Raw genomic sequence first — 21,436 nt, forward strand, 5'->3', positions numbered from 1 at the left:
CTCTTGTCCTGCACCCGACACGTGTGTCTAAGGTGAGCGCCGCGCCGGACGGAGCCGACCACTCCGCCATGGGGCGCGTACACCGGCGACCGGGGGAACACCGTCGCCACGGGGAGGACAACCACCATGCCGAGATATCGGCTCTTCACGCGTGCCCGCACGCGATCCAGGCTCCTGACACCGCTGCTGACGTCCGCGGTCGCCGTGGGCCTCATCGGCTCAGTCGCCGTACAGCCCGAACTGATCAGCCGGTACGCGGCCGACGACATGGCTTCCGTGGCCGACGCCGGCGACAGCTACGACGGCTTCGACGCCAAGGCCGCCGAACAGCTCCGGGAGGACCAGTGCCGGCTGGGCGAAGTGCTGCGGATGGGCGGCCCGGCCATGTTCGGCGTCGCCCAGGACGGACTGAACCAGACGCCGGACAAACTGCACGCCGCGGCGAACCGGGAGTACTGGAACGACACTCCGCTGGCGACGGCGTACGAGCAGGACAGGGACGCCAGCCACAAGGAGGGCTCGGCGCTCTTCGACCACATCCGTGATTTCGAGATCTCCGGTCTGCCCACACCCGGCGGCTTCAAGTCGGTCGCCGACTTCGAGTGGCCGCCCGGGACGAGCAATGACGACCGCCCCAACTTCTTCCAGCAGACCGGCATCTCCAAGTGGATCTGGGAGCAGTTCTGGAAGGACGAGGGCGACTTCTACCGCGACCTGACCCCGAGGGCCGACGAGGCCACCGTCAAGGCGGTCAAGGACCTGGGCGATCCGCTGTACGGCGGCGAACTCGACCCGAACACGCCCGACTGGAATCAATGGTACGAGTTGCACCAGGCCTACGACCGCCTGCTGAACTGGTCCCCGGAGCCGATGGCAGCCGACGACGCCCGGCTCTTCCTGTCGTACGGCGGTTTCCCGCGCTCCGCGCCCGAGCCGGGCAGCGTCGAGTACCGCATCGCGGTCGAGGACCTGAAGAGCCGGTTCGCCTCCTGCGCCTGGAGCTCCCCGGTCGACCCGAACAAGGTGCTCGGCAAGGAGGTCGCCGCGGCCTCCGCCGAGTGGCAGCAGGAGATCGCCGCGCAGGCCACCCCACGCAACCAGATCCTGACCGCCAACAAGGCCGCCACCAAGGCCCTCGCCGCCGGCTCCAAGGCACTCGGCGAACTCCTCGGCCTCTCGTGGCGCGCCGACCACCTGGTCCGCTGGCAGGACTACTGGTCGGCTGGCGGACCCGGCTGGATCGGCGCCAGCCCCATGGTCATCCACGCCCATGGCGCGGCCAACATGTGCCTCGAAGTCGGGAACAACAAGACGGACAACGGCACGCCGGTCCAGATCTACACCTGCAACGGCAGCGCCGGGCAGAAGTGGCGGATCAGCGACAGCGACAACGCCCTGGTCCACGACAACTCCGGCAAGTGCCTGGACGTGCCCAGAGCCGACTCCGCGAACGGCACCGCGTTGAGGATCTGGACGTGCAACGGCAGCCCCGCGCAGCAGTGGCAGTACGACACCCACGGGACCACACGCCTGTACAACCCGGTCACCGCCAACTGCCTCGATCTCGCCGCCTACGACAAGGGGCGCGACACGCGGATGTGGGACTGCAAGGGCACCGACCCGCAGAAGTTCGACATCGTTCCGTCCGGGCACCAGGGCGCCGACCGCCTCGGCTACCCGACCAAGGCGGAGTTCGACAAGGCGAAGAAGGGCGTCACGGACGCCCAGACCGAGGCGAAGAAGCAGGTCGACCTGCTCAAGGCCCAGGCCACGACGGCGAAGACGGCAGCCACCACGTCGGACACCGCGCTGACGGCGGCGTACGGCATCGCCGACAAGGCGGGTGCCCCGCGCGGCCGCGGCCTGCTCGTCGGCCAGCAGAAGGCGCAGGTCACCAAGGCGTCGGCGGCCGCGCTGGACGCGCTCGCCAAGGCCGGTGACACCGCCTACTCGGCCACCCGCGCAGCCGCCGGGGACAGTGCGACCATCGCCGCCCGCGCGCTGACGCAGGCCGCGCAGTCGAAGGCCGCCTTCCGTACCGCGGCCGCGAACGAGGCCCGGGCCCAGGCGAAGGCAGCCGCCGACGCGGCCGCCCTGCAGGCGCAGACCGCCAAGGCCGCCCGGGATTTCGCGAAGGCGAAGCTCGCCGAGACGCAGAAGGCCGAGGCAGACGCGAAGGCGGCGGCCGCCGACGCGCACGCCAAGCGGCTCGCGGCGGAGGCCGAGGCGGCGACGGCGAAGGCGGAGAAGGAGACCGCCGCCGCCAAGCAGGCCGAGGCCGCCCAGCACAAGCAGAACGCGCAGGGGTACGCGCAGCCCGCCCAGGAGGCCAAGGGCCGGGCGGAGACCGCCGAGTCCACCGCCCGTGCCAAGCGGCAGGACGCCGAGGGCGCGCGGGACCGGGCCAAGGGCAAGCGGGACGACGCCTGGGACGCCGAGAGCCAGGCCAACGCGGCCCGCGCCAAGGCCGACGCCAAGGACGCCTACGCCGAGGCCCATGACTCCGAGTCGGACGCCACGGACTCCCGCGCCGCCGCCGACCAGGCGGACAAGGCCGCCGACGACGCGGAGTCGGCCGCACGCTCGGCCCGCTCCGAGGCGGACGCGGCGACCCAGGCCGCGGCCGACGCGGACGCCGCCGCCACCCGCGCGGAGGCCGCCGCCCGACGGGCCCGTTCTGACGCGGACGCGGCCCAGGCCGCCAAGCTGCGGGCCGACGCGGCCGTCCGTACGGCGACCAGCGCGGCCGCCGACGCCATCAAGGCGTCCGAGGCGTCCGCCGCAACCGCTCGTACGGCTGTGAAACTGGCCGACGAGGCCGAGAAGCACGCCGCCGACGCCATGAAGCAGGCCGACGCGGCGAAGGCCGAGGCCGCCAAGGCGGTCGCGGGCGCGGCCGACGCCGCCGGTCACGCCTACACCACCGCCCAGGCGGCGGAGGACGCCGGCAACGCGGCCCAGCAGGTCGCCGCCCCCGCCAACGACGCGATCCAGCTCGGCGCGCCGTACGTCACCACCGACTCGGCGGCGGGCCTCGCCGTCCTGTCGGGCCAGTCGTCCAAGACGATCGCCGAGCAGCAGCGGGCGGTCGCCGAGGCGCACGCGGTCAACGCGCAGAAGAACGCGGCCCAGGCGGCGAGCCTCGCGGCAGCGGCGACGGGCGATGCGAAGGCGGCGTACACGCTGGCCGCGGAGGCCGCCGGGTTCGCGGCGGACGCCCGCAGGTCGGCGAAGGAGGCGCTGGGTTACGCCGCCGAGGCAGCCCAGTACGCGGCGGACGCCCAGGCCTCCCTGGCCCGCGCGAAGGAGTACGACCGCCAGGCCACCGTGGATGCCGAGGCCGCCGACCGGGCGGCCGACCAGGCCGAGACCTACGCGGTGGACGCCCGCTCCTCCGCCGACCAGGCGGCCCTGGACGCGGAGGCCGCCCGCACGGCGGCAGCCGAGGCCGAACAGGCCGCGAAGGACGCCCGCGCGGCGGCCGACCGCGCGGACGCCGAGGCGACGGCGGCGGAAGAGGCGGCGAAGGACGCGCAGAAGTATGCGGATTCGGCGCAGCAGGCGGCCGAGGAAGCCGCGAGCAAGGAGGCGAACGACCAGGTCACGACGGGCGCCGTGACCGGAGTCGACCGTGCCTTCTACGTCGTCGACAAGGTCACCGAGGCGGGACCGGCCAAGCAGCTCAACACGTGCGACTACGTGCCCCAGGGCTGCACGGTGACCTACGAGCTGCATCTCGATCTCGCGGTCAGCTACTACTACTGCACCAACCCCGATGTCCCCGCCACCCAGTCCGGCTGTCCCGAGCTGGACACGCTCTACCTGGGATCGGACACGCTCAAGGACCAGACGCAGAACTGGACCCATCACTTCAGCTTCGGCGACATCACCCGGCTCGGCTGGCAGAACCTCTTCGGGGAGAAGGCCGGCGCAGTCCTGTACGAGATCGTTCTCGGTGACGTCGCCCGCTGCTACCACGGCGACAAGTCCAGCTGTGCCTGGGCCGCCGCCATGTTCGTGCCGACATCGGTCGCCACGAAGCTGGCGGAGGCGGCCAAGCTCGCCGCCCGTGCCGAGTTGGCCATCAAGACCGGTGAGAACGCCGCTCAGATTCTCGCGGACCTGAAGAAGCTCTACGGCGAGAAGGGTGCCCTCCAGGTCGGCGACGCCACCAGCGCGGCCGGCATGGGACTGCGTATTGCGGCCGGCGTCGCGGAACGGGCCAAGATCGCCCGTGGCACCCTCGACCCCAAGCTGCTGGAGCGGCTCAACGACGCCGGCGTGAAGTTCAGCAGGGCGGACACGATCTGGGTCGCGGAGTACGCCAAGCCTGGCGTCCCCCTCGCCTGGCTGGAGAAGGGGGACGTCAACAAGGGCCTGATCCACGTCGTGTTCCGGCACGCGGGCGAGTTCGCCACCAAGGGAGTGCGGGTGGAGGACATCCCGGCCCTGCTGAAGACCACCCTGACCGAGGGCACGAGGGTCGGTACCGACAAGGGCAGGCCGATCTTCGAGGTCGTCTTCCAGGGCAAGACCCAGCGACTGGTGGTTACGGTGGGCGACAACGGATTCGTGGTAGGAGCCAACCCCGTATGACCCAGGAAGAACCGCGACACGTGCTCGTGCACGCCCGGCACGAACCATCCCCGCTGTACGAGCCGCCCGTAGGCGGCTGGTGGGAGGAGGACACCACGTCGTTCTCCGTCAACATCCCACTGGAGGATCCGGCTCTCGCCCTTCCCGCGTACCTCTCCGAGGACCTGCGTTCATGGTCGCTGTCCTCTCCTTCCGAGGGTTCCGCCTCCCCCTTCGACATGCGCGAGCATGTCGGGCGGGGGCTGAGGGTCGCCCGGCGACTGGCCCGCCACCTGGGCCCGTCCTGGGCGGTCCGTTACTGGGACGCCCACCAGCGCACGATGAAGTGGCTGTGCTGGGGCTGTGACCGGCTGCACTGGGAGCGCGACCGCCACGGCGCACCGCCCCACCCGGTCGACATCACGGTCGAGGGTGAGTTCAAGTACGGACCCCTGCGCTCCGAGGGGTTCGGGGACTTCTTTCCCGACGATCCCGCCGCCGGCCTGGCGCTGTCCGACGGTCTTGTCACCGCTCTGTACACCTGGGCGAAGGACATCGACGACACGATGAACCGGGATCTGCGGGACCGGGAGGACGGCAAGTACGACGCCGTATGGCAGCGGCTGTTCCACGTCGGGGCGGATCTTGCGCGCCGGGTGGCGCACGAGCTGGGCCCGGCCCGCAAGGTGACGTACAAGGGCGTGGCCCATGGCGGTCTGGAGGCACTGACCTCCGTCACCTGGCAGGGGGACCGGGAACTGTAGAGCGAACGGGGCGGGACGAAGGGGCGCGGGAATCTGCGTATACGACTTCGCAGCGCTTCGGATTCCAGGCCGGACCGTCCTTCTTCTCCGGAGGACGTACCGGTGTCAGCTCGGGAACGCGGTGGATGGAGACGCTCACCGGCCTGTGCGACAGATGGCCGGCCAGATGCGCCGCGGCTGGCGCCCCCCACCGCGGAACCGGCCGACACGGTCCGTGGCACAGGCCTTGACCGAGTGAGCCCACCGCTGTCCGGCGCGACACTCATGCCGGAGCACTACGGGCGACTGACGGCCCTGGGATCGGCACTGCGGTACGAGGAGGAGGTGTGGCTTCCCGATGCGTCAGGCAACCGTCCGCCACCCCGTACTCGCCCGCTCCGTCATCCGCGGCGACAGCAACGTCGACTCCGGGACGGCCGTTCCGGCCAGTTTCTTCATCAGGAGCTCCACCGCCCCCGCGCCCAGCTCCGCCGACGGCAGGGCCACCGAGGTGATCGGGACGCGGACCGACTCGGCGAGTTCGTCGGGGCAGATCGCGGTGAGGGACAGGTCGGCCGGGACGCGTAGGCCGAGGTGCTCGAAGGCGTCGAGCAGCGGCTCCAGCAGAGCCTCGTTGTGGATGACCACGCCCGTCAACGCGGGCTGTTCCCGCAGGAGTTGCTCGGCCACCGCGCGGGCGCCGCCCGGTTCGCAGGGGTGGACGGCCGACGACATCCCGCTGCGGTCCGCGGCAGCAGTGAAGCCCTGCACCACCTGTTGGGCGAAGGCCGTGCGGCGGACATAGACCTCCGGTGGGGAACCGACCAGGGCCACCGAGCGGTGACCCAGCCGCGCCAGATGCTCCACGCACGCCTCGCCCGCCGCCCTGAAGTCGAGGTCGACGCAGGTCAGACCCTCCGGGGCGGCCGGGAAGCCGATCAGCACGGACGGCAGGTCCAGCGACCGCAGCAACGGCAGCCGGGGATCGTCCAGTTGGACGTCCATCACGATCAGCGCGTCGACCAGCCCCGTGTCCGCGACCCGGGTCAGGCCGTCCTCGCCCTCCTCCTGGGTCAGCAGCAGTACGTCGTGGTCGTGCCGCCGGGCCGTCGTCACCACCGACACCGCGAACTGCATCACGGTCGGGACGTGGATCCCGGTCCTTAGGGGCACGACCAGTGCGAGCACGTTGGAGCGTCGGCCGGCCAGGGCGCGGGCGCCCGCGTGCGGGCGGTAGCCCAGTTCGCGGACGGCGTCCTCGACCCGCTGCCGGGTCTCCTCGGAGATCGGGCGCTTGCCGCTGAGGGCGTAGGAGACGGTGCTGGGGGAGACCCCGGCCCGGCGCGCCACGTCCGTGATCTTCACCATCAGCCCAGCTCCAGCGAGAGGAAGCCGGTGCCCGCCTGCGCCCGAGCCGTCCTGTCCGCGGCCGCCAGACTCCAGGGTGCCGACGGGTCGGAGCACGACGCCCGCAGCGTGTCCCCCTCGCGTACGACGGTGAAGGCGACCCCGCCGACCCGTACCGTGACCTGCTCGCCCCGCCCGAGGCCGTACGCCCGCAGGGTCACGCCGTCGGCGTGGTCGTAGTCGGGCCGGTCGTCCACCGCGCCGACCGGGACCACTGCACCCGGCCTGACCAGCAGCGGCACGCTGAGGAAGTCGTGCTTCTCGCGCACCCAGCGCGGCCCGGTCACCGTCTCGCCGGTCACGAAGTGGGTCCAGGTGCCCTCCGGGACGTAGTAGGAGACCTCGCCCGCGTCGTTGAACACCGGCGCGACCAGCAGGTCGGAGCCGAGCATGTACTGCCGTTCCAGGTGCGCGCACCCGGGATCGTCCGGGAACTCCAGGACCATCGCGCGCATCACCGGCACGCCCTCGGCATGGGCGGTGCGCGCGGCCTCGTAGAGGTAGGGCATGAGCTGCAGCTTGAGACGGGTGAAGTGCCGCAGGACGTCCACGGACTCCTCGTCGAACAGCCACGGCACCCGGTAGGAGGAACTGCCGTGCAGCCGGCTGTGGGAGGAGAGGAGTCCGAAGGCCAGCCAGCGCTTGAACAGCGCCGGGGTCGGGGTGCCCTCGAAGCCGCCGATGTCGTGGCTCCAGAAGCCGAAGCCGGACAGGCCCAGCGACAGGCCGCCGCGCAGCGACTCGGCCATCGACTCGTAGGTCGCCTCGCAGTCACCGCCCCAGTGCACCGGGAACTGCTGGCTGCCCGCGGTCGCCGAGCGGGCGAAGACCACCGCCTCCTCCTCGCCGCGGTGCTTGCGCAGCACGTCGAAGACGGTCTGGTTGTAGAGGTAGGTGTAGTAGTTGTGCATCCGCTCCGGGTCGGAGCCGTCGGACCACTCCACGTCCAGCGGGACCCGCTCGCCGAAGTCGGTCTTGAAGCAGTCCACGCCCTGCGCGAGGAGCGCCTCCAGCTTGGACGCGTACCAGTCGCGGGCGGCCGGGCTGGTGAAGTCGACCAGGGCCATGCCGGGCTGCCACAGGTCCCACTGCCAGACGCTCCCGTCGGGGCGCCTGAGGAGATGGCCGAGCGCCTTGCCCTCCGCGAACAGCGGGGACCTCTGGGCGATGTACGGATTGATCCACACGGAGACCCGTAGGCCCCGCTCGTGCAGCCGCGCGAGCATGCCCTCCGGGTCGGGGAAGACCCGCGGGTCCCACTGGAAGTCGCACCAGTTGAACTCGCGCATCCAGAAGCAGTCGAAGTGGAAGACGGACAGCGGGAGTTCGCGCTCCCGCATGCCCTCGATGAAGCTCGTCACCGTCTCCTCGTCGTACGACGTCGTGAAGGACGTCGACAGCCACAGGCCGAAGGACCAGGCGGGCGGGAGGGCCGGGCGGCCGGTGAGGGCCGTGTACTTGCGGATGATCTCCTTCGGACTCGGGCCGTAGATGACGTAGTACGTCAACTCCTGCGTTTCAGCGCTGAACTGCACCCGGGAGACCGCTTCCGAGCCGACCTCGAAGGAGACCTTGCCCGGGTGGTCGACGAAGACGCCGTAGCCCGCGTCCGTGAGGTAGAACGGGACGTTCTTGTAGGCCTGTTCGGTGGCCGTGCCGCCGTCGGCGTTCCAGATGTCGACGACCTGGCCGTTCTTCACCAGCGGGCCGAAGCGTTCGCCGAGACCGTACACCGAGGTGCCCACGCCGAGGCCCAGCTGCTCGCGCAGGTAGTGGGCGCCCGAGGCGTCCCGCATGATCCCCATGCCCTTGGGGCCGCTGCCGGTCAGCAGCCGGCCGCCCGCGAGGAAGTCGACCTGCCAGGTGCCGGTGCGGGTCACCCGGACCGACAGCGCGCCGGAGGTGAGGGTGGCGTGCTCCTCGTCGTACTCCGTGTGCGCCGTGACGTCCTCCTTCCGCACCTCGAACTGGGGGCCCTGCGGCTGCTCCCCCTCGAAATGGGTGAAGGTGACGCCGATGACGTCGGGTATCGGGGCGTGGGCGCTGATCGTCACGACCGGTCCCTTCAACAGGTCGCCGCGGCGGCGGATGGGCTGGGTCGGCGCGAGGATGTCCAGCCGGCCGTCCGTCGCGGCGACCTCGTGGACCTGGGCCGGGTGGGCGGCGGTGACGCCCTCGCGCAGCAGCCAGTAGCCGTCGGTGAACTTCATCTGTGGGGGGTCCTTACTTCACGGCACCCACGGCGATACCGCGGGTGAGGGTTCGCTGGAAGACGAGGAAGAACACGATCGCGGGGAGCACCCCGAGCAGGGCGGCCGCGTTGGTCATCGTGGCGTCCATCAGGCGCTGGCCCTGGAGGACGCCGAGGGCCACCGACACCGTCTGGTTGTCGTTGGAGATCAGCATGACCAGGGGGAGCAGGAACTCGTTCCAGGTCCAGATGAAGAAGAAGACCAGCAGCACACCGAGGGTGGGGCGGCTGACGGGGACGACGATCCGCCACAGGACCTGCCACTTGTTCGCGCCGTCGATCCGGGCCGCCTCCAGGATCTCGCGCGGGAACTGGCCGAGGACCGCGGAGAGCAGATACGTGCCGAAGGCCGCCTGGATCACCGTGAACACGATGATCACGCTCAACCGGGTGTCGTAGAGGCCGGCTTCCTTGCTCAGGTAGTAGACCGGGTAGACCAGCGCCTCCTGCGGAAGCATGTTCGCCAGGACGAAGAAGGCGAGGACCCAGGTGCGGCCCTTGATACGGCCGATGCCGATCGCGTAGGCGTTCAGGACCGAGAGGATCACGGCCAGCAGGGCCACCGAGCCGCTGATCAGCACCGAGTTGGCCAGCTTCTGCCCGAAGTCGACGCGCTCCCAGAAGTCCTTGATGCCCTGGGTGTAGAGGCCGTCGGGGAGGCTGAGGGGGCCGTTCTGGGCGTACTCCGTGGGGGACTTGAAGGCGTTCACCGTGACGATGAGGAACGGCACGATCATGAACAGGGCCGCGATGCCCAGGGCGATCAGCACCGGGTAGCGGCGCAGGGCGGTGGTCATGCGTCGGTCCTCTCCTGGAGCCTGAGACCGATCAGGGAGAGCGCGAGGATGATGACGGTGAGCACGGTGGAGATCGCGGCGCCGTAGCCGACCTGCGTCTTCTCGAAGAACGTGGTGAAGGAGAAGTAGGAGGGCACGTCGGTGGCGCCGCCGGGTCCGCCCTTCGTGAGCACGTACACCGCGCCGAACATCTTGAGCGCGGCGATCGAGCACCAGGTGAGGACGACGTAGATCTCCGGCCGGATCTGCGGCAGCGTGATGTGCCGGAAGCGGCGCCACCAGCCGGCGCCGTCCAGCTCGGCCGCCTCGTGCAGCTGCGGGTCGACGCGTTGCAGGCCGGCCATGAAGATGACCAGCGGGAAGCCCAGTTGGACCCAGACCATGACGCCCATGACGCTGTAGAGGGCGAGGTCCGGGTCGCCGAGCCAGTCCTGCTGCCAGGAGCCGAGGCCGATCGCCTTGAGGAGGGCGTTCAGGGAGCCGTTGTCGGGGGCGAGGATCCAGCTCCAGACGATGCCGGCGACCGCGATCGGCAGCACCTGGGGAAGGTAGAAGCAGGCCCGGAGAACGGCGGCTGTTCTGGACCCGAAGTGCTTGCCGACGTAGTCGAACAAGGCCGCGGCGAGGACCAGTCCGAGGGCCGTCGGGATCGCCGCCATCGCCACGACCATGAACAGGCTGTGCCGGAAGGACGCCCAGAACTCGGAATCGTCCAGCAGCTCCCGGTAGTTGGCCAGTCCCGACCACTCGGGGGAGCCCACGCCCTGCCAGTCCGTGAAGCTCACGTACGTGTTCATCACGAACGGCAGGACGATGACCGCAAGGAAGGCGAGGGCACCGGGCAGGAGGAAGAGCGCGTAGGAGTCGCGGGGCCGGCGCGGGGGCCGTACGGCGGCGCCCTTGCCGGCCGTCCGCGCAGTCCGCTCGACGGTCGCCGTCATTGCTTCGGCGCGCCCTTGTCGTAGGCGTCCTGGAGATCGCCGAGGTAGTCGTCGGGCTTCTCGCTGCCCGTGATCAGCTTCTGGGTTCCGGAGACGAGGACGTCGTAGAAGCCGGGGACCGGCCAGTCGGGGTAGAACGCCAGGCCGTCGTTCCTGGAGAGGGTGTTGAAGTCGTCGATCAGGGTCTTGGACTGGGGGTCGGTGATGGCGGAGGCGTCGGCCGCGACGGGCACGCCGCCGGAGTTGCCGAGCAGGTTCTGGATCTTCTTCGACATGGTGATGTCGATGAAGTCGTAGGCGAGGTCCTTGTTCTTCGAACCCTTCGGTACGACCCAGAGGTTGCCGCCGGAGCCGAGGGTGAGCTTCGAGTCGGGCCAGCGGAAGGTGCCCCAGTCGAACTTGTTGTCCGTCTTGAAGCGGCCGTACCACCAGCTGCCGGAGAACAGGATCGGTGCCTTGCCGGAGGTGAAGGAGACACCGGCGGCCTCATCGTTCTGGCCGCTGGAACTCTTGCTGAAGTAGCCCTTCTTGACCCACTCGGCGAAGGTCTCGGCACCGTAGGTCCAGGCGGCGTCATGGAAGTCGGTCTTGCCCTTGTAGAGCTGGTAGGCGTCGACCCACGAGCGGTCGGCCTTCGACAGCGCCAGTTGGTACAGGTACTGCTGGGCGGGGTAGGCGGCGCCGCCGTTGGCCAGCGGGGTGACTCCCTCGTCCACGAACTTGTCCATCGCGGCGGTCAGTTCGGCGAACGTCTTCGGCTCGGCGATGCCGTACTTCTTGAAGAGGTCCTTGTTGTAGTAGACCAGCGTGTACTCGGCGTAGTTGGGGACGCCGTACCACTTGCCGGAGCCCATCACGCCGTTGGTGTCGTAGAGGCTGGTGGTGCGGACGCTCGGGCTGAGCTTCTTGTCCCAGCCGCGCTTGGCCGCCTCTTCCGTGAGGTCGGTGAGCAGGCCCTGCTTGGAGAGCAGGCCCGCGGTCGCGTTGCCCTTGTTGTACTCCATGAGATCGGGCGCGTCCGAGGAGTTGAGGACCATCGGGGCGGTCTTCTGGATCTGGTCGAAGCTCTTCTCCTCGAACTTCACCTTCACGCCGGGGTGCGTGGCCTCGAACTCCTTGATCGCCTCCTTCCAGGCGATGCCCATCGCGCTGGTCGGACCCTCGTAGTGCCACAGCCGCAGTGTCTTCCCGTCGGAGGGCCCGCTGTCCGAGCCCCCGCAGGCTGTCAGCAGCAGCGATCCGCTCAGGATCACCGCCGCTCCCACCACACGCCTTCGTGCCGTCAACATCCCGTACCTCCGGGGAGTCGGATGGTGCTTCGGGCCGCGCACCGGGCAGGGGTCGTCGATTCGACTCGATTCGACGACCCCTGTCGAAGCGCTTCGACGAAGGAACGTATGTGGGGGCTTCGAAGGTCGTCAATGGGTTGTGCAGGATCGGGTGAAGCGATTCGACGATGGGGTTGGGGGAGGGGTGATCGTCGGAGCGGTGGGTGGGGGCGGCCCTGGTGGGACTTGTTTGGGGTGAGGGTGGTTGTCGGGCTGTTGTGGCGGGGGTGCCGTAGGGCGTGGCGGCCACTGGGACGGGTCTGCTCGCCGGCGTCGCTCGCGGAGCCTCTTGTCTGGGTGAGGGTGGTCATCGGGCTGCTTGGGCTGTGGCGGGGGTGCCGGGCGCAGCCCACCGGGACGGGCCTGCGGGTCGGCGTCGTTCGCGGAAGCGTCTTGTCTGGGTGGGGCGGTCGCCGGGGCCGCTGTGGCTGCCGTGACGGGGGTGCCGTAGCGCGCCGCCGGCGACATGCGTTCCGCTGCCCAGCCGTCGGCCCGGCTTCTGCGGGCGGTGCTAGGGAGCGGGACGGCGACGGTGGGGGGTGCCGTAGGTCGCGGCCCCACCGTCACTGGCCTGCTCGCCGGAGTCGTTCGAGGAAGCGCCTTGTCCGGGCGTGGTTGGTCGTCAGGGTGGCTGAGGTTGCAATGACCGGGATGCCGTAGGGCGCGGTCCCGCCGTCACCGGTCTGCTCGCCGGCGTTCGCTCATGCCGGCGTCTTGTCCCGGCGCGGCTGCCGTGACCGGGATCCCGTAGCGCCTGCTCCGCCGTCACTGGCCTGCTCGCCGGAGCCGTTCGTTGAAGCGTCTTGTTCGGGTGAGGGCGGTCGTCAGGGCTGCTGCGGCTGCCGTGACCGGGATGCCGTAGGCCGCCGTCGGTGACAGGTGTTCCGCTGTCCAGCCGCCGGCCGCGGTTCCGCAGGCGATGCCGCCGAGCAGGCCGGTCACGGCGAGGGTCATGCCCTCGTTGAGGCGGCCGGGCGGGGTGCGTTGCTGGATCAGGGTCATCCCGGTGACCATCGTCGGGGCGGTCGCCATCCCGGCGACGAGCAGCGCGGCCGCCAGCGCGAGCAGGGAGCCGGTGAGCGAGGCGGCCAGCAGCGGGAGCGTCAGCAGGGCCGTCATGGCGGCTATGCACCACACATAGCGGTCCTCCGCGGACCCGGCCCGCCGCTTCGCCCCGTACACGAGCCCCGCCGCACACGAACCCGCCGCCTGGAGCGCGAGCACGAACCCGGCCGCCGAGCGGTGTCCCTGCGTGTCGGCGAAGGCGATGGTGACCACCTCCATCGAGCCGAACACGGCACCCATGGCGAGGCAGACGGCGAGCAGGGACGGGATGCCGCGGGCGCGGAACGGCGCCTTCGCGAGGCCGCCCCCGCGCACCGGCGGTTCCGTCGACCGCTGTGCCGTGAACACCAGCACGCCCGTCACCAGCAGCGCCACCCCGGTCAGCGTGCCCGCCTCAGGGAAGAGCCTCGTGCACAGGAGGGCCGCGAGGACCGGGCCCGCCATGAAGCACGCCTCGTCCACGACCTGCTCGAAGGAGTTCGCGACATGCAGCGATCTCTCGTCGCCGCGCAGGAGGTGGGCCCAGCGGGCGCGGGACATCCCGCCGAGGTTGGGCGTCGTGGCGGTGGCGGCGTACGACACGAAGAGCGTCCACGCCGGGGCGCCGAGGCGCACGCACAGCAGCAGCGCCAGCGAACCCAGTGCGGCGAGTGCCGTGGCCGGTACAGCGATCCTGGCCTGTCCGTGTCGGTCGACGAGCCGCGCGGTCCACGGGCCGACCACCGCGGTGGCCGCGAGACCTGTCGCGGTGACGGCACCGGCGAGGGCGTACGACCCACGCGTCCCCGCGATCATCACGACCGCGCTGACGCTGAACATGCCCATGGGAAGCCGGGCGAGAAGGTTCCCGACGGTGAAGGCGCGGGCTCCGGGGGTGGCGAGGAGGCGGCGGTAGGGGCCGGGGCCCCGCGAGCAAGTAGCGCGCCGGGCACGTGGGTCTCGCGCTCCTCGCGCGCTGAAGTCCACGATGACGAGCGCGTCCGCGGTCGTGGTGAACATCGGTCGGTTCGGTTGCGGCATGCACCCACCGTCGCTTGGAGACGATCAAGGGGTCCAACACCTTCTCCGTACCGATTCACGCACCTGTGTTGTAAGTTCGCCCGATGTCCGTGCCCAGCCCGAGACCCGGCCCCCGCTCCCACCACCTCGACCCCCGTCTCCTGCGCGCCTTCCTCGCCGTCGCCGACGAGCTCCACTTCACGCGCGCGGCGGCCCGGCTCTACGTCGCCCAGCAGGCGCTCAGCCGTGATGTACGGCGCTTGGAGCGTGAGTTGGGCGCGGAGCTGTTCGTGCGCACCACCCGCCAGGTGACCCTGACCGCCGACGGCGAGCGGCTGGTGCCGTACGCCCGCCGGGCCCTGGACGCCCAGGACGCGCTGCTCGCCGCCTTCGCGCAGGCCCGCCCCCTGCTCGTGGACCTGAACTACCCCGACCAGGCCACCGCCCGCGCCGTGCTGCTGCGGGCCCGGGAACTCGCCCCCGACCAGGAGCTGATGGCCCGCTACGAGAGCGGCCTGACGGGCGCGGCGGGGGAACTGCTGGCCGGGCGTCTCGACGCGTCCTTCGGCCGGTTCGCCGGTCTGGACCCGGCGCTGCGGGTGGGCCTGGACCACCAGCCCGTGCGGTACGAGCGCATGGCCGTCGTCCTGCCCGAGGACCATCGGCTGGCCTCTCTGGAGCGGGTGCCGCTCGCCGCCCTGGAGGGCGAGACGGTCTACGCGGGAGCCGGAAATCCGCGCACTCCGGAATGGACCGATCTCGCTCGTCGGTTGTTCGAAGGGCGAGGCATCCAGCTCGCTCCGCCGGCCCCGCTCGCGGTCGGCGACGAGGAGTTCCGGCGGATCATGGCGAAGACCCGGAACCCGGTTCTCGCGGTCCTGGATTTTCCGGCCATGCCTGGCACCGTGCTGCGTCCGCTGGTCGACCCGGTCCCGCTGTCGCCCGTGTCGCTGGTGTGGCGCAGAGGTCTGGACCACCCCGCGTTCGATGCCCTCCGACGCGCCGCAATCGAACTTTCCGTCGAACTTGACTGGCTTCGTCGGCCCTCCGATGGATGGGTTCCAGCCACCGATGAGGCCCAGATGAACATCCACAAATGACACATGGTGAACACCCCTCCCCCGTGTGCGCTACATTCGTGGCCTGAGCACGGTGTGGTAAAGGGGGCGCTCGGACCGGGTGGGGGCCCGGTTCGGCCGACGTGTGCTCAAGGTCGACAGCGCGCCCAGATCAGCCCGTGGGGGATGTGCGTGCGCGTGAAAAAGTGGCGAGAAGACGCCCAACCGGAATGGCCCGAGGTTGCATCAGGCACCCAGGGCACCGTGACGACCGGGGGAGCCACCCAGGCTTTTCCGGAAACCGGAGAAATCAGGGAAACCGAGGACGCCGGAGGAACCGGGGCGACCGGAGCCCGAGTTGAGGCCGGGAAGGGTGACTTCGCCGGGAAGAGGATGGGTGACTTCCCGGGGGCCCCGAGAGCGGACCGCGGCCGGGACCTCCCCGAGCCGCCCGGCCGCAGAGCCGTCGTACGCGACCCCTGGGGCGAGTCCGGCAGCGGTGCCGACGGCACCCACGACCCGCACGAGGTGACCGTCCAGCTCGACGCGGTCAGCGGGGACGACGACGGCCGTATCGAGGGCCGCTCCGGAGGCGACGGCGGATCCGAGGGCTCCGACGGCCCGGTCTTCGTCGACGAGTCGGGCCGGCGCAGCCGACGCTTTCGCCGGATCGGCATCGCCGTCGGCCTGGCCTGCGCGGTCTACGCCGTCGTCATCGTCGCCACCCTGCTGTCCGGCAACTCCAACGCGCCCTGGCTCCCCATGACCGGCCCGAAGGACGACGCCCCGGCCGGCAAGGTCGACACCAGCCCGATGCCGGCCGAGTCCGCCGAGCCCTCCGCCGCCGCGGGGGTGATCCCGGGGACCACCCCGACGGTCAGCGGCGGAGCCACGCCGGTTCCCGGAGTCAGCGGGACCGCGCCCGGTGCCACCGTGAGCCCGGGCAGGCCGGGGACGTCCGCCGATCCGTCGGCCACCGCCACCCAGCCGGGCGGCAACCCGTCGGTCAGCGCCGATCCGTCGACGCAGCCGACGCCGTCGGTCACCGCGCCGCCCAGCGCGTCGGTCACCCCGCCCGTCACCACCAGCCCCGAGCCCTCGGTCGCCCCGACCCAGACCACGGGCGGCGACAGCGCCGGCCCCGGCACGGTCGCCGACGGCCCGGCCGCCCCCTCACCCATCGCCTCGGAGACGTCCCCGACCTCGGCACCCGGCACCTCGGCTCCCGCCGTGCCTGCCGACGCCCCGGTCTCCTCCCCGTCCCCGGAGCACATCCTCTGATGGCATCCCGTACCCGCCGCCGGGGGCTCGCGCCCGGAGCCTCAGCCTCCACCGGCCCGACCGCCTCTCCCCACAGCGCGTCGGAGGCCTGCGCTTCTTCGTCCGTGGCGTCGGGGGCGTGCGCCTGTTCGTTCGCCGCGTCCGAGGTCTACGGCACCTCGTCCGTGGCGTGGGGAGCGTGCGCCTGCTCGTCGGTCACGTCGGAGGCCCGCGCTTCCTCGCCCGTGGCGTTGGCGACCTCCGGTACCTCGCCTGTCGCGTTGGCGACCTCCGGTACCTCGCCTGTCGCGTCGGCGACCTCCGGTACCTCGCCTGTCGCCCCGGAGACCTCCGCCGCCCTTCCCATCGCGTCGGAGACCTGGGGCACCGGCAGCGGCACCTCCGCTCCCGCTCCCGTGCCCTCCGACGCCCCGCTCCCCTCCCCGTCCCCGGAGTACACCCTCTGATGGCATCCCGCACCCGCCGCCCGGGGGCCGCGCCTGGAGCCCCCGCCGGCTCCAGGCGCCGTCGCCTGCCCATGCGCCTGCTGCTGCCCGTGCTCGTCCTCGTCGCGCTCATGGCGATGCTGATGCTGCGCGGCTACGTCCACAGCGAGATCCTCGCGGACCACCGCATCCGGTCCGAGGCCTCCACCGACAAGGTGCCCGAGAAGATCCTCGACGGCGGCCCCGTGATCGACACCCGCAGCGGCCGCGCCACCAGCCTGAAGATGCCCGACCGCCGGCTCGTCCTCACCTTCGACGACGGACCCGACCCGACCTGGACCCCCAAGGTCCTGGACGTCCTGAAGAAGCACCACGCGCACGCGGTCTTCTTCGTCACCGGCACCATGGCCTCCCGCTACCCGGACCTGGTCGAGCGCATGGTCGACGAGGGCCACGAGATCGGGCTGCACACCTTCAACCACCCCGACCTGTCCTTCCAGTCGAAGAAGCGCATCGACTGGGAGCTCTCCCAGAACCAGCTCGCCCTCGCCGGCGCGGCCGGTATCCGCACCTCGCTGTTCCGCCCGCCGTACTCCTCCTTCGCCGACGCCATGGACAACAAGTCCTGGCCGGTCACGGAGTACATCGGCACCCGCGGCTACATCACCGTCGTCAACAACACCGACAGCGAGGACTGGCAGAAGCCCGGCGTACGCCAGATCATCCGCAACGCCACGCCGAAGAACGGCAAGGGCGCGATCGTGCTGATGCACGACTCCGGCGGCGACCGCCACCAGACGGTCCAGGCCCTCGACCGCTTCCTGCCCGACATGAAGGACAAGGGCTACGAGTTCGACAACCTCACCGAGGCCCTCGACGCGCCCACCGCGCACACCGCCGTCGCCGGACCCGAACTGTGGAAGGGCAAGGCGTGGATCTTCCTGGTCCAGGCCTCCGAGCACATCACCGACGCCCTCGTCGTCGGGCTCTCGATCATCGGTTCCCTGGTCATCGGCCGCTTCCTCCTCATGCTGCTGCTCTCCGGCATCCACGCCCGCCGCGTGCGCCGCAAGGACTTCCGCTGGGGAGAGCCGGTCACCCAGCCGGTGTCGGTGCTGGTCCCGGCCTACAACGAGGCCAAGTGCATCGAGAACACCGTCCGTTCACTGATGGCGAGCGAGCACCCCATCGAGGTGCTCGTCATCGACGACGGTTCGAGTGACGGCACCGCCCGGATCGTCGAGGCGATGGGCCTGCCGAACGTCCGGGTCGTACGCCAGCTCAACGCGGGCAAGCCGGCCGCCCTCAACCGCGGTCTGGCGAACGCCCGTCACGACATCATCGTGATGATGGACGGCGACACCGTCTTCGAACCGTCCACGGTCCGCGAGCTGGTGCAGCCCTTCGGCGACCCGCGCGTGGGAGCCGTCGCCGGCAACGCGAAGGTCGGCAACCGCGACTCGATGATCGGCGCCTGGCAGCACATCGAGTACGTGATGGGCTTCAACCTCGACCGCCGGATGTACGACGTCCTGCGCTGCATGCCGACGATTCCGGGCGCGGTGGGAGCCTTCCGCCGGTCCGCCCTGGAACGCGTCGGCGGCATGAGCGACGACACGCTCGCCGAGGACACCGACATCACCATGGCCTTGCACCGGGACGGCTGGCGCGTGGTCTACGCCGAGAAAGCGCGCGCCTGGACGGAGGCACCGGAGACGGTCCAGCAGCTCTGGTCCCAGCGCTACCGGTGGTCGTACGGCACCATGCAGGCGATCTGGAAGCACCGGAAGGCACTGGTGGAACGGGGCCCGTCGGGCCGCTTCGGTCGTGTCGGCCTGCCCCTGGTCTCGCTGTTCATGGTGGTGGCGCCCCTGCTGGCCCCGCTGATCGACGTATTCCTGCTCTACGGCGTCGTGTTCGGCCCGACCGAGAAGACGATCGTGGCCTGGCTGGGCGTCCTCGCGATCCAACTGGTGTGCGCCGCCTACGCGTTCCGGCTCGACCGGGAGCGCATGACCCACCTGATCTCGCTGCCGTTGCAGCAGATCCTCTACCGCCAGCTCATGTACGTCGTGCTGCTCCAGTCCTGGATCACGGCCCTCACCGGAGGCCGCCTGCGCTGGCAGAAGCTGCGCCGTACGGGAGTCGTCGAGGCACCGGGCGGACCGGTGCCCCGGCAGCAGCGGCGCAGTGGCAGTGACGAGCGGAGGCCGGTCGGATGACGCAGGAGTACACAGCGGGGCGACACGGGACGGTCGCCGCGCCGCCCAAGGCCCCCGGCCGGGACCGCTATCTGGACCTGCTGCGCTCCCTGGCGCTGGTCCGCGTGGTCCTCTATCACCTGTTCGGCTGGGCCTGGCTGACGGTCCTGTTCCCGTCGATGGGCGTGATGTTCGCGCTGGCGGGTTCGCTGATGGCCCGCTCGCTGAACAGGCCGACGCTGAGCGTGATCAGGGGCCGGATCCGCCGACTCCTGCCGCCCCTCTGGGCGTTCAGCGCGGTGGTGCTGCCGCTGATGTTCGCAGGCGGCTGGAGGTTCTCCGAGGACCCGGACCACAGCGGCACCTGGGGCCTGCTGGAGCTGGTCAACTACGTCGTCCCGATCGGGGCGCCGCCGTACCCCTGGGAGGTCGGCTTCCCCTCCGACCTGCTGGAGAGCACGTGGGCCGATCAGGCGGTGGGCCCGCTGTGGTACCTCCGCGCCTATCTGTGGTTCGTGCTGGCCTCACCGCTGCTGCTGTGGGCGTTCCGCAGGGTGCCGTGGGCGACCCTCCTGGCACCGCTGGCCCTGACGGCCGTGGTGGGCACGGGCCTGGTGACCATTCCCGGCGAACTCGGCAACGCCGTCACCGACTTCGCGGTCTACGGCAGCTGCTGGATCCTCGGTTTCGCACACCACGAGGGCGTACTCGCGAAGGTCCCGCGCTACCTCGCCGTCTCCGGCTCGGTCATGGTGATGGCCTTCGCCCTGTGGTGGGCCTCCGGCCACCTGGGCCCCGAGGGCTGGGACCTGAACGACATCCCCCTCGCCCAGGCGGCCTGGTCCTTCGGTTTCGTGGTGATCCTGCTCCAGTACTCACCGTCCTGGCAGGAGCTGCCCGGCCGCCTGGCCCGCTGGGACAAGCTGGTGACCCTCTCCAACAACCGTGCCGTCACGATCTACCTCTGGCACAACATGCTGATCATGGCCACGGTCCCGATCATCGACCTGGCCTACCGCCTCCCCTTTATGCAGAGCGACCGCGCGGTCGCGGCGCTCGACGCGACGGACATGCTGTGGATGTTCTTCCTGGTGTGGCCGTTGATCGGGCTCGCGATCCTGGCGTTCGGGTGGATCGAGGACCTGGCGGCGAAGCGGAGGCCGAGGTTGTGGCCGAACGGGGTGAAGCGGGGGCGCGCGAAGCAGACGACGCCTGCCGGGCACGGGGTCTGATGGGGCTGCGGGGCGATCTCACCCCCAGGTAGGGGCAATGGCCTCCGACGCAACAGGGTTCCTCAATAGACGATGGACACAATCCGGCAGACGGCTTCGGCGAGCCGGCGCTCCCCGCTGATGCGGGCTCGGGCGAAGGCGGTAACAGGATCGATGCCGCGGGTGCAGAGTCGCCAGGCGGTCTCCGGGTCCAGCCTGACTGATGCGGCGGGCCGGCCGGTGGGGGCTTCGGCCAGTGACCAGTGGTCCTCGGTTGCGGTCGCGGTCCAGGTGCCGACGGCCGGCTCGTCGGTGGCCACCTGGACTTGTGTCCCGGCGGGCGCGGGCGTGTGACGCAGTGTGTGGGGCAAGGCCCTCATGAAGGTGTCCAGGACCGCGGACAGAGCGTTGGGCTCCGGGTCGGTGTCCTGGCCGATGGCATGGCGGATCTGTTGGCGGTGGGTCCAGTACTCGGTGAACTCCCGCGCGACATCGAGCCACTGCGGTGCCGGGTCTGCACCTGCCCAGGACACTCCCAGGCCCGTTGCGTCGAGGTCAGTGCCCTCGAATCGGCTGGCGACCCGGGGCCCGGCCAGTTCCAGGGCCTCGATGAGCTCGGCGGGGCTGTGATCGGCGTGGAGGTCGATCCACTCCTGGTTGATCCGGTGGATGAACGCTTCCAGCGTCTCTCCGGCCGCCATGGCGCGGTGGTGGCTCCCTGTACTCCAACCGAGACGGCCGTGGTAGTCACCGAGGATGTGGGCGGCAAGATCGCGCACAGTCCAGCCCGGGACCGCGATCCTGCCCCACTCACCGGGCCGCAGATCGCGCAGCGCATCGAGGAGCGAGGTCAGCTCTGGCCCGAACAGCGGGCGAGTGTCGATCGGCTCACCCAGCCAAGCGGAACCAGATCCAGGCGTCTTTGCCGAGGGAAGCGTCATGTGGAGCAGTAGGTAGGTCCCGGCGACGTGGGGCGGGTCGCCTGGGAAAGGAACTGAGTCCAAGCGGCGACCGGGAAGGCGAGGTGGGGGCCTTCTGCGTCCTTTGAGTCGCGGACGTGGATGGCGGTGAGGGTGGCGGCTATCTCGACGCAGTTCGAACTGTCACCGCTGTAGCTGGACTTCTGCCAGTGGGGATTCTGCACAGTACGGCCC

Annotated in this window: 15 protein-coding genes; 6 read left to right on the forward strand and 9 right to left on the reverse strand. The window is 70.5% G+C overall.

What is annotated here, in order from left to right; translation table 11 throughout:
- Positions 1-126 precede the first annotated feature (126 nt).
- Both ACZ39I_RS35550 and ACZ39I_RS35555 read left to right on the forward strand, forming a co-directional pair.
- Positions 127-4,596: a ricin-type beta-trefoil lectin domain protein gene (locus ACZ39I_RS35550; RefSeq protein WP_467249024.1), complete on the forward strand. Its 4,470-nt coding sequence runs from the start codon at positions 127-129 to the stop codon at positions 4,594-4,596.
- Positions 4,593-5,339, forward strand: coding sequence for a hypothetical protein (locus ACZ39I_RS35555; protein WP_467249025.1), 747 nt, complete (start codon positions 4,593-4,595; stop codon positions 5,337-5,339). Before ACZ39I_RS35550 ends, ACZ39I_RS35555 begins: the two co-directional genes overlap by 4 nt.
- Positions 5,340-5,681: 342 nt before the next feature.
- Here ACZ39I_RS35555 and ACZ39I_RS35560 read toward each other — a convergent pair whose 3' ends face one another.
- The 6 genes from ACZ39I_RS35560 to ACZ39I_RS35585 all read right to left on the reverse strand — a co-directional run bounded on the left by ACZ39I_RS35560 (position 5,682) and on the right by ACZ39I_RS35585 (position 14,127).
- A complete protein-coding gene (locus ACZ39I_RS35560; protein ID WP_467249026.1) occupies positions 5,682-6,686 on the reverse strand; it encodes a LacI family DNA-binding transcriptional regulator in 1,005 nt (334 codons plus the stop codon).
- Positions 6,686-8,935: an alpha-xylosidase gene (yicI, locus tag ACZ39I_RS35565; RefSeq protein ID WP_467249027.1), complete on the reverse strand. Its 2,250-nt coding sequence runs from the start codon at positions 8,933-8,935 to the stop codon at positions 6,686-6,688. The genes ACZ39I_RS35560 and yicI overlap by 1 nt, the downstream gene beginning before the upstream one ends.
- Before the next feature lie 13 nt (positions 8,936-8,948).
- Positions 8,949-9,773, reverse strand: a complete 825-nt coding sequence (locus tag ACZ39I_RS35570) for a carbohydrate ABC transporter permease (protein ID WP_467249028.1) — start codon at positions 9,771-9,773, stop codon at positions 8,949-8,951.
- Positions 9,770-10,714 (reverse strand): carbohydrate ABC transporter permease, encoded by a 945-nt coding sequence (locus ACZ39I_RS35575; RefSeq protein ID WP_467249029.1) that lies wholly within the window; start codon positions 10,712-10,714, stop codon positions 9,770-9,772. Before ACZ39I_RS35575 ends, ACZ39I_RS35570 begins: the two co-directional genes overlap by 4 nt.
- Positions 10,711-12,003 (reverse strand): ABC transporter substrate-binding protein, encoded by a 1,293-nt coding sequence (locus ACZ39I_RS35580; RefSeq protein WP_467249030.1) that lies wholly within the window; start codon positions 12,001-12,003, stop codon positions 10,711-10,713. Before ACZ39I_RS35580 ends, ACZ39I_RS35575 begins: the two co-directional genes overlap by 4 nt.
- A gap of 804 nt (positions 12,004-12,807) precedes the next feature.
- Positions 12,808-14,127 carry an MFS transporter gene (locus ACZ39I_RS35585; protein ID WP_467249031.1) on the reverse strand — a complete coding sequence of 440 codons (1,320 nt, stop codon included), beginning with the start codon at positions 14,125-14,127 and terminating at the stop codon, positions 12,808-12,810.
- An 83-nt stretch (positions 14,128-14,210) separates the two neighbouring features.
- On the opposite strand from ACZ39I_RS35585, the gene ACZ39I_RS35590 reads away from it, so the two are divergent.
- Complete coding sequence (locus tag ACZ39I_RS35590) at positions 14,211-15,206, forward strand: LysR family transcriptional regulator (RefSeq protein WP_467249032.1); 996 nt, start codon at positions 14,211-14,213, stop codon at positions 15,204-15,206.
- A gap of 351 nt (positions 15,207-15,557) precedes the next feature.
- Positions 15,558-16,445, forward strand: a complete 888-nt coding sequence (locus ACZ39I_RS35595) for a hypothetical protein (protein ID WP_467249033.1) — start codon at positions 15,558-15,560, stop codon at positions 16,443-16,445.
- Between the two features lie 148 nt (positions 16,446-16,593).
- Here the strand turns inward: ACZ39I_RS35595 and ACZ39I_RS35600 are convergent, their stop codons facing one another.
- A complete protein-coding gene (locus tag ACZ39I_RS35600) occupies positions 16,594-16,884 on the reverse strand; it encodes a hypothetical protein (protein WP_467249034.1) in 291 nt (96 codons plus the stop codon).
- Positions 16,885-16,890: 6 nt separating this feature from the next.
- Between ACZ39I_RS35600 and ACZ39I_RS35605 the strand changes: the two genes are divergently transcribed.
- The gene (locus ACZ39I_RS35605) at positions 16,891-19,092 is read left to right on the forward strand and encodes a polysaccharide deacetylase family protein (protein ID WP_467249035.1); all 2,202 of its coding nucleotides are present in this window, start codon (positions 16,891-16,893) and stop codon (positions 19,090-19,092) included.
- A complete protein-coding gene (locus ACZ39I_RS35610) occupies positions 19,089-20,303 on the forward strand; it encodes an acyltransferase family protein (protein WP_467249036.1) in 1,215 nt (404 codons plus the stop codon). The genes ACZ39I_RS35605 and ACZ39I_RS35610 overlap by 4 nt, the downstream gene beginning before the upstream one ends.
- Positions 20,304-20,365: 62 nt before the next feature.
- Here ACZ39I_RS35610 and ACZ39I_RS35615 read toward each other — a convergent pair whose 3' ends face one another.
- Both ACZ39I_RS35615 and ACZ39I_RS35620 read right to left on the reverse strand, forming a co-directional pair.
- Positions 20,366-21,223, reverse strand: a complete 858-nt coding sequence (locus ACZ39I_RS35615; protein ID WP_467249037.1) for a maleylpyruvate isomerase family mycothiol-dependent enzyme — start codon at positions 21,221-21,223, stop codon at positions 20,366-20,368.
- Positions 21,220-21,426, reverse strand: coding sequence for a DUF397 domain-containing protein (locus tag ACZ39I_RS35620; protein ID WP_467249038.1), 207 nt, complete (start codon positions 21,424-21,426; stop codon positions 21,220-21,222). The genes ACZ39I_RS35615 and ACZ39I_RS35620 overlap by 4 nt, the downstream gene beginning before the upstream one ends.
- Positions 21,427-21,436 lie beyond the last annotated feature (10 nt).

This window comes from Streptomyces sp. NPDC024687 (genome assembly GCF_055559055.1).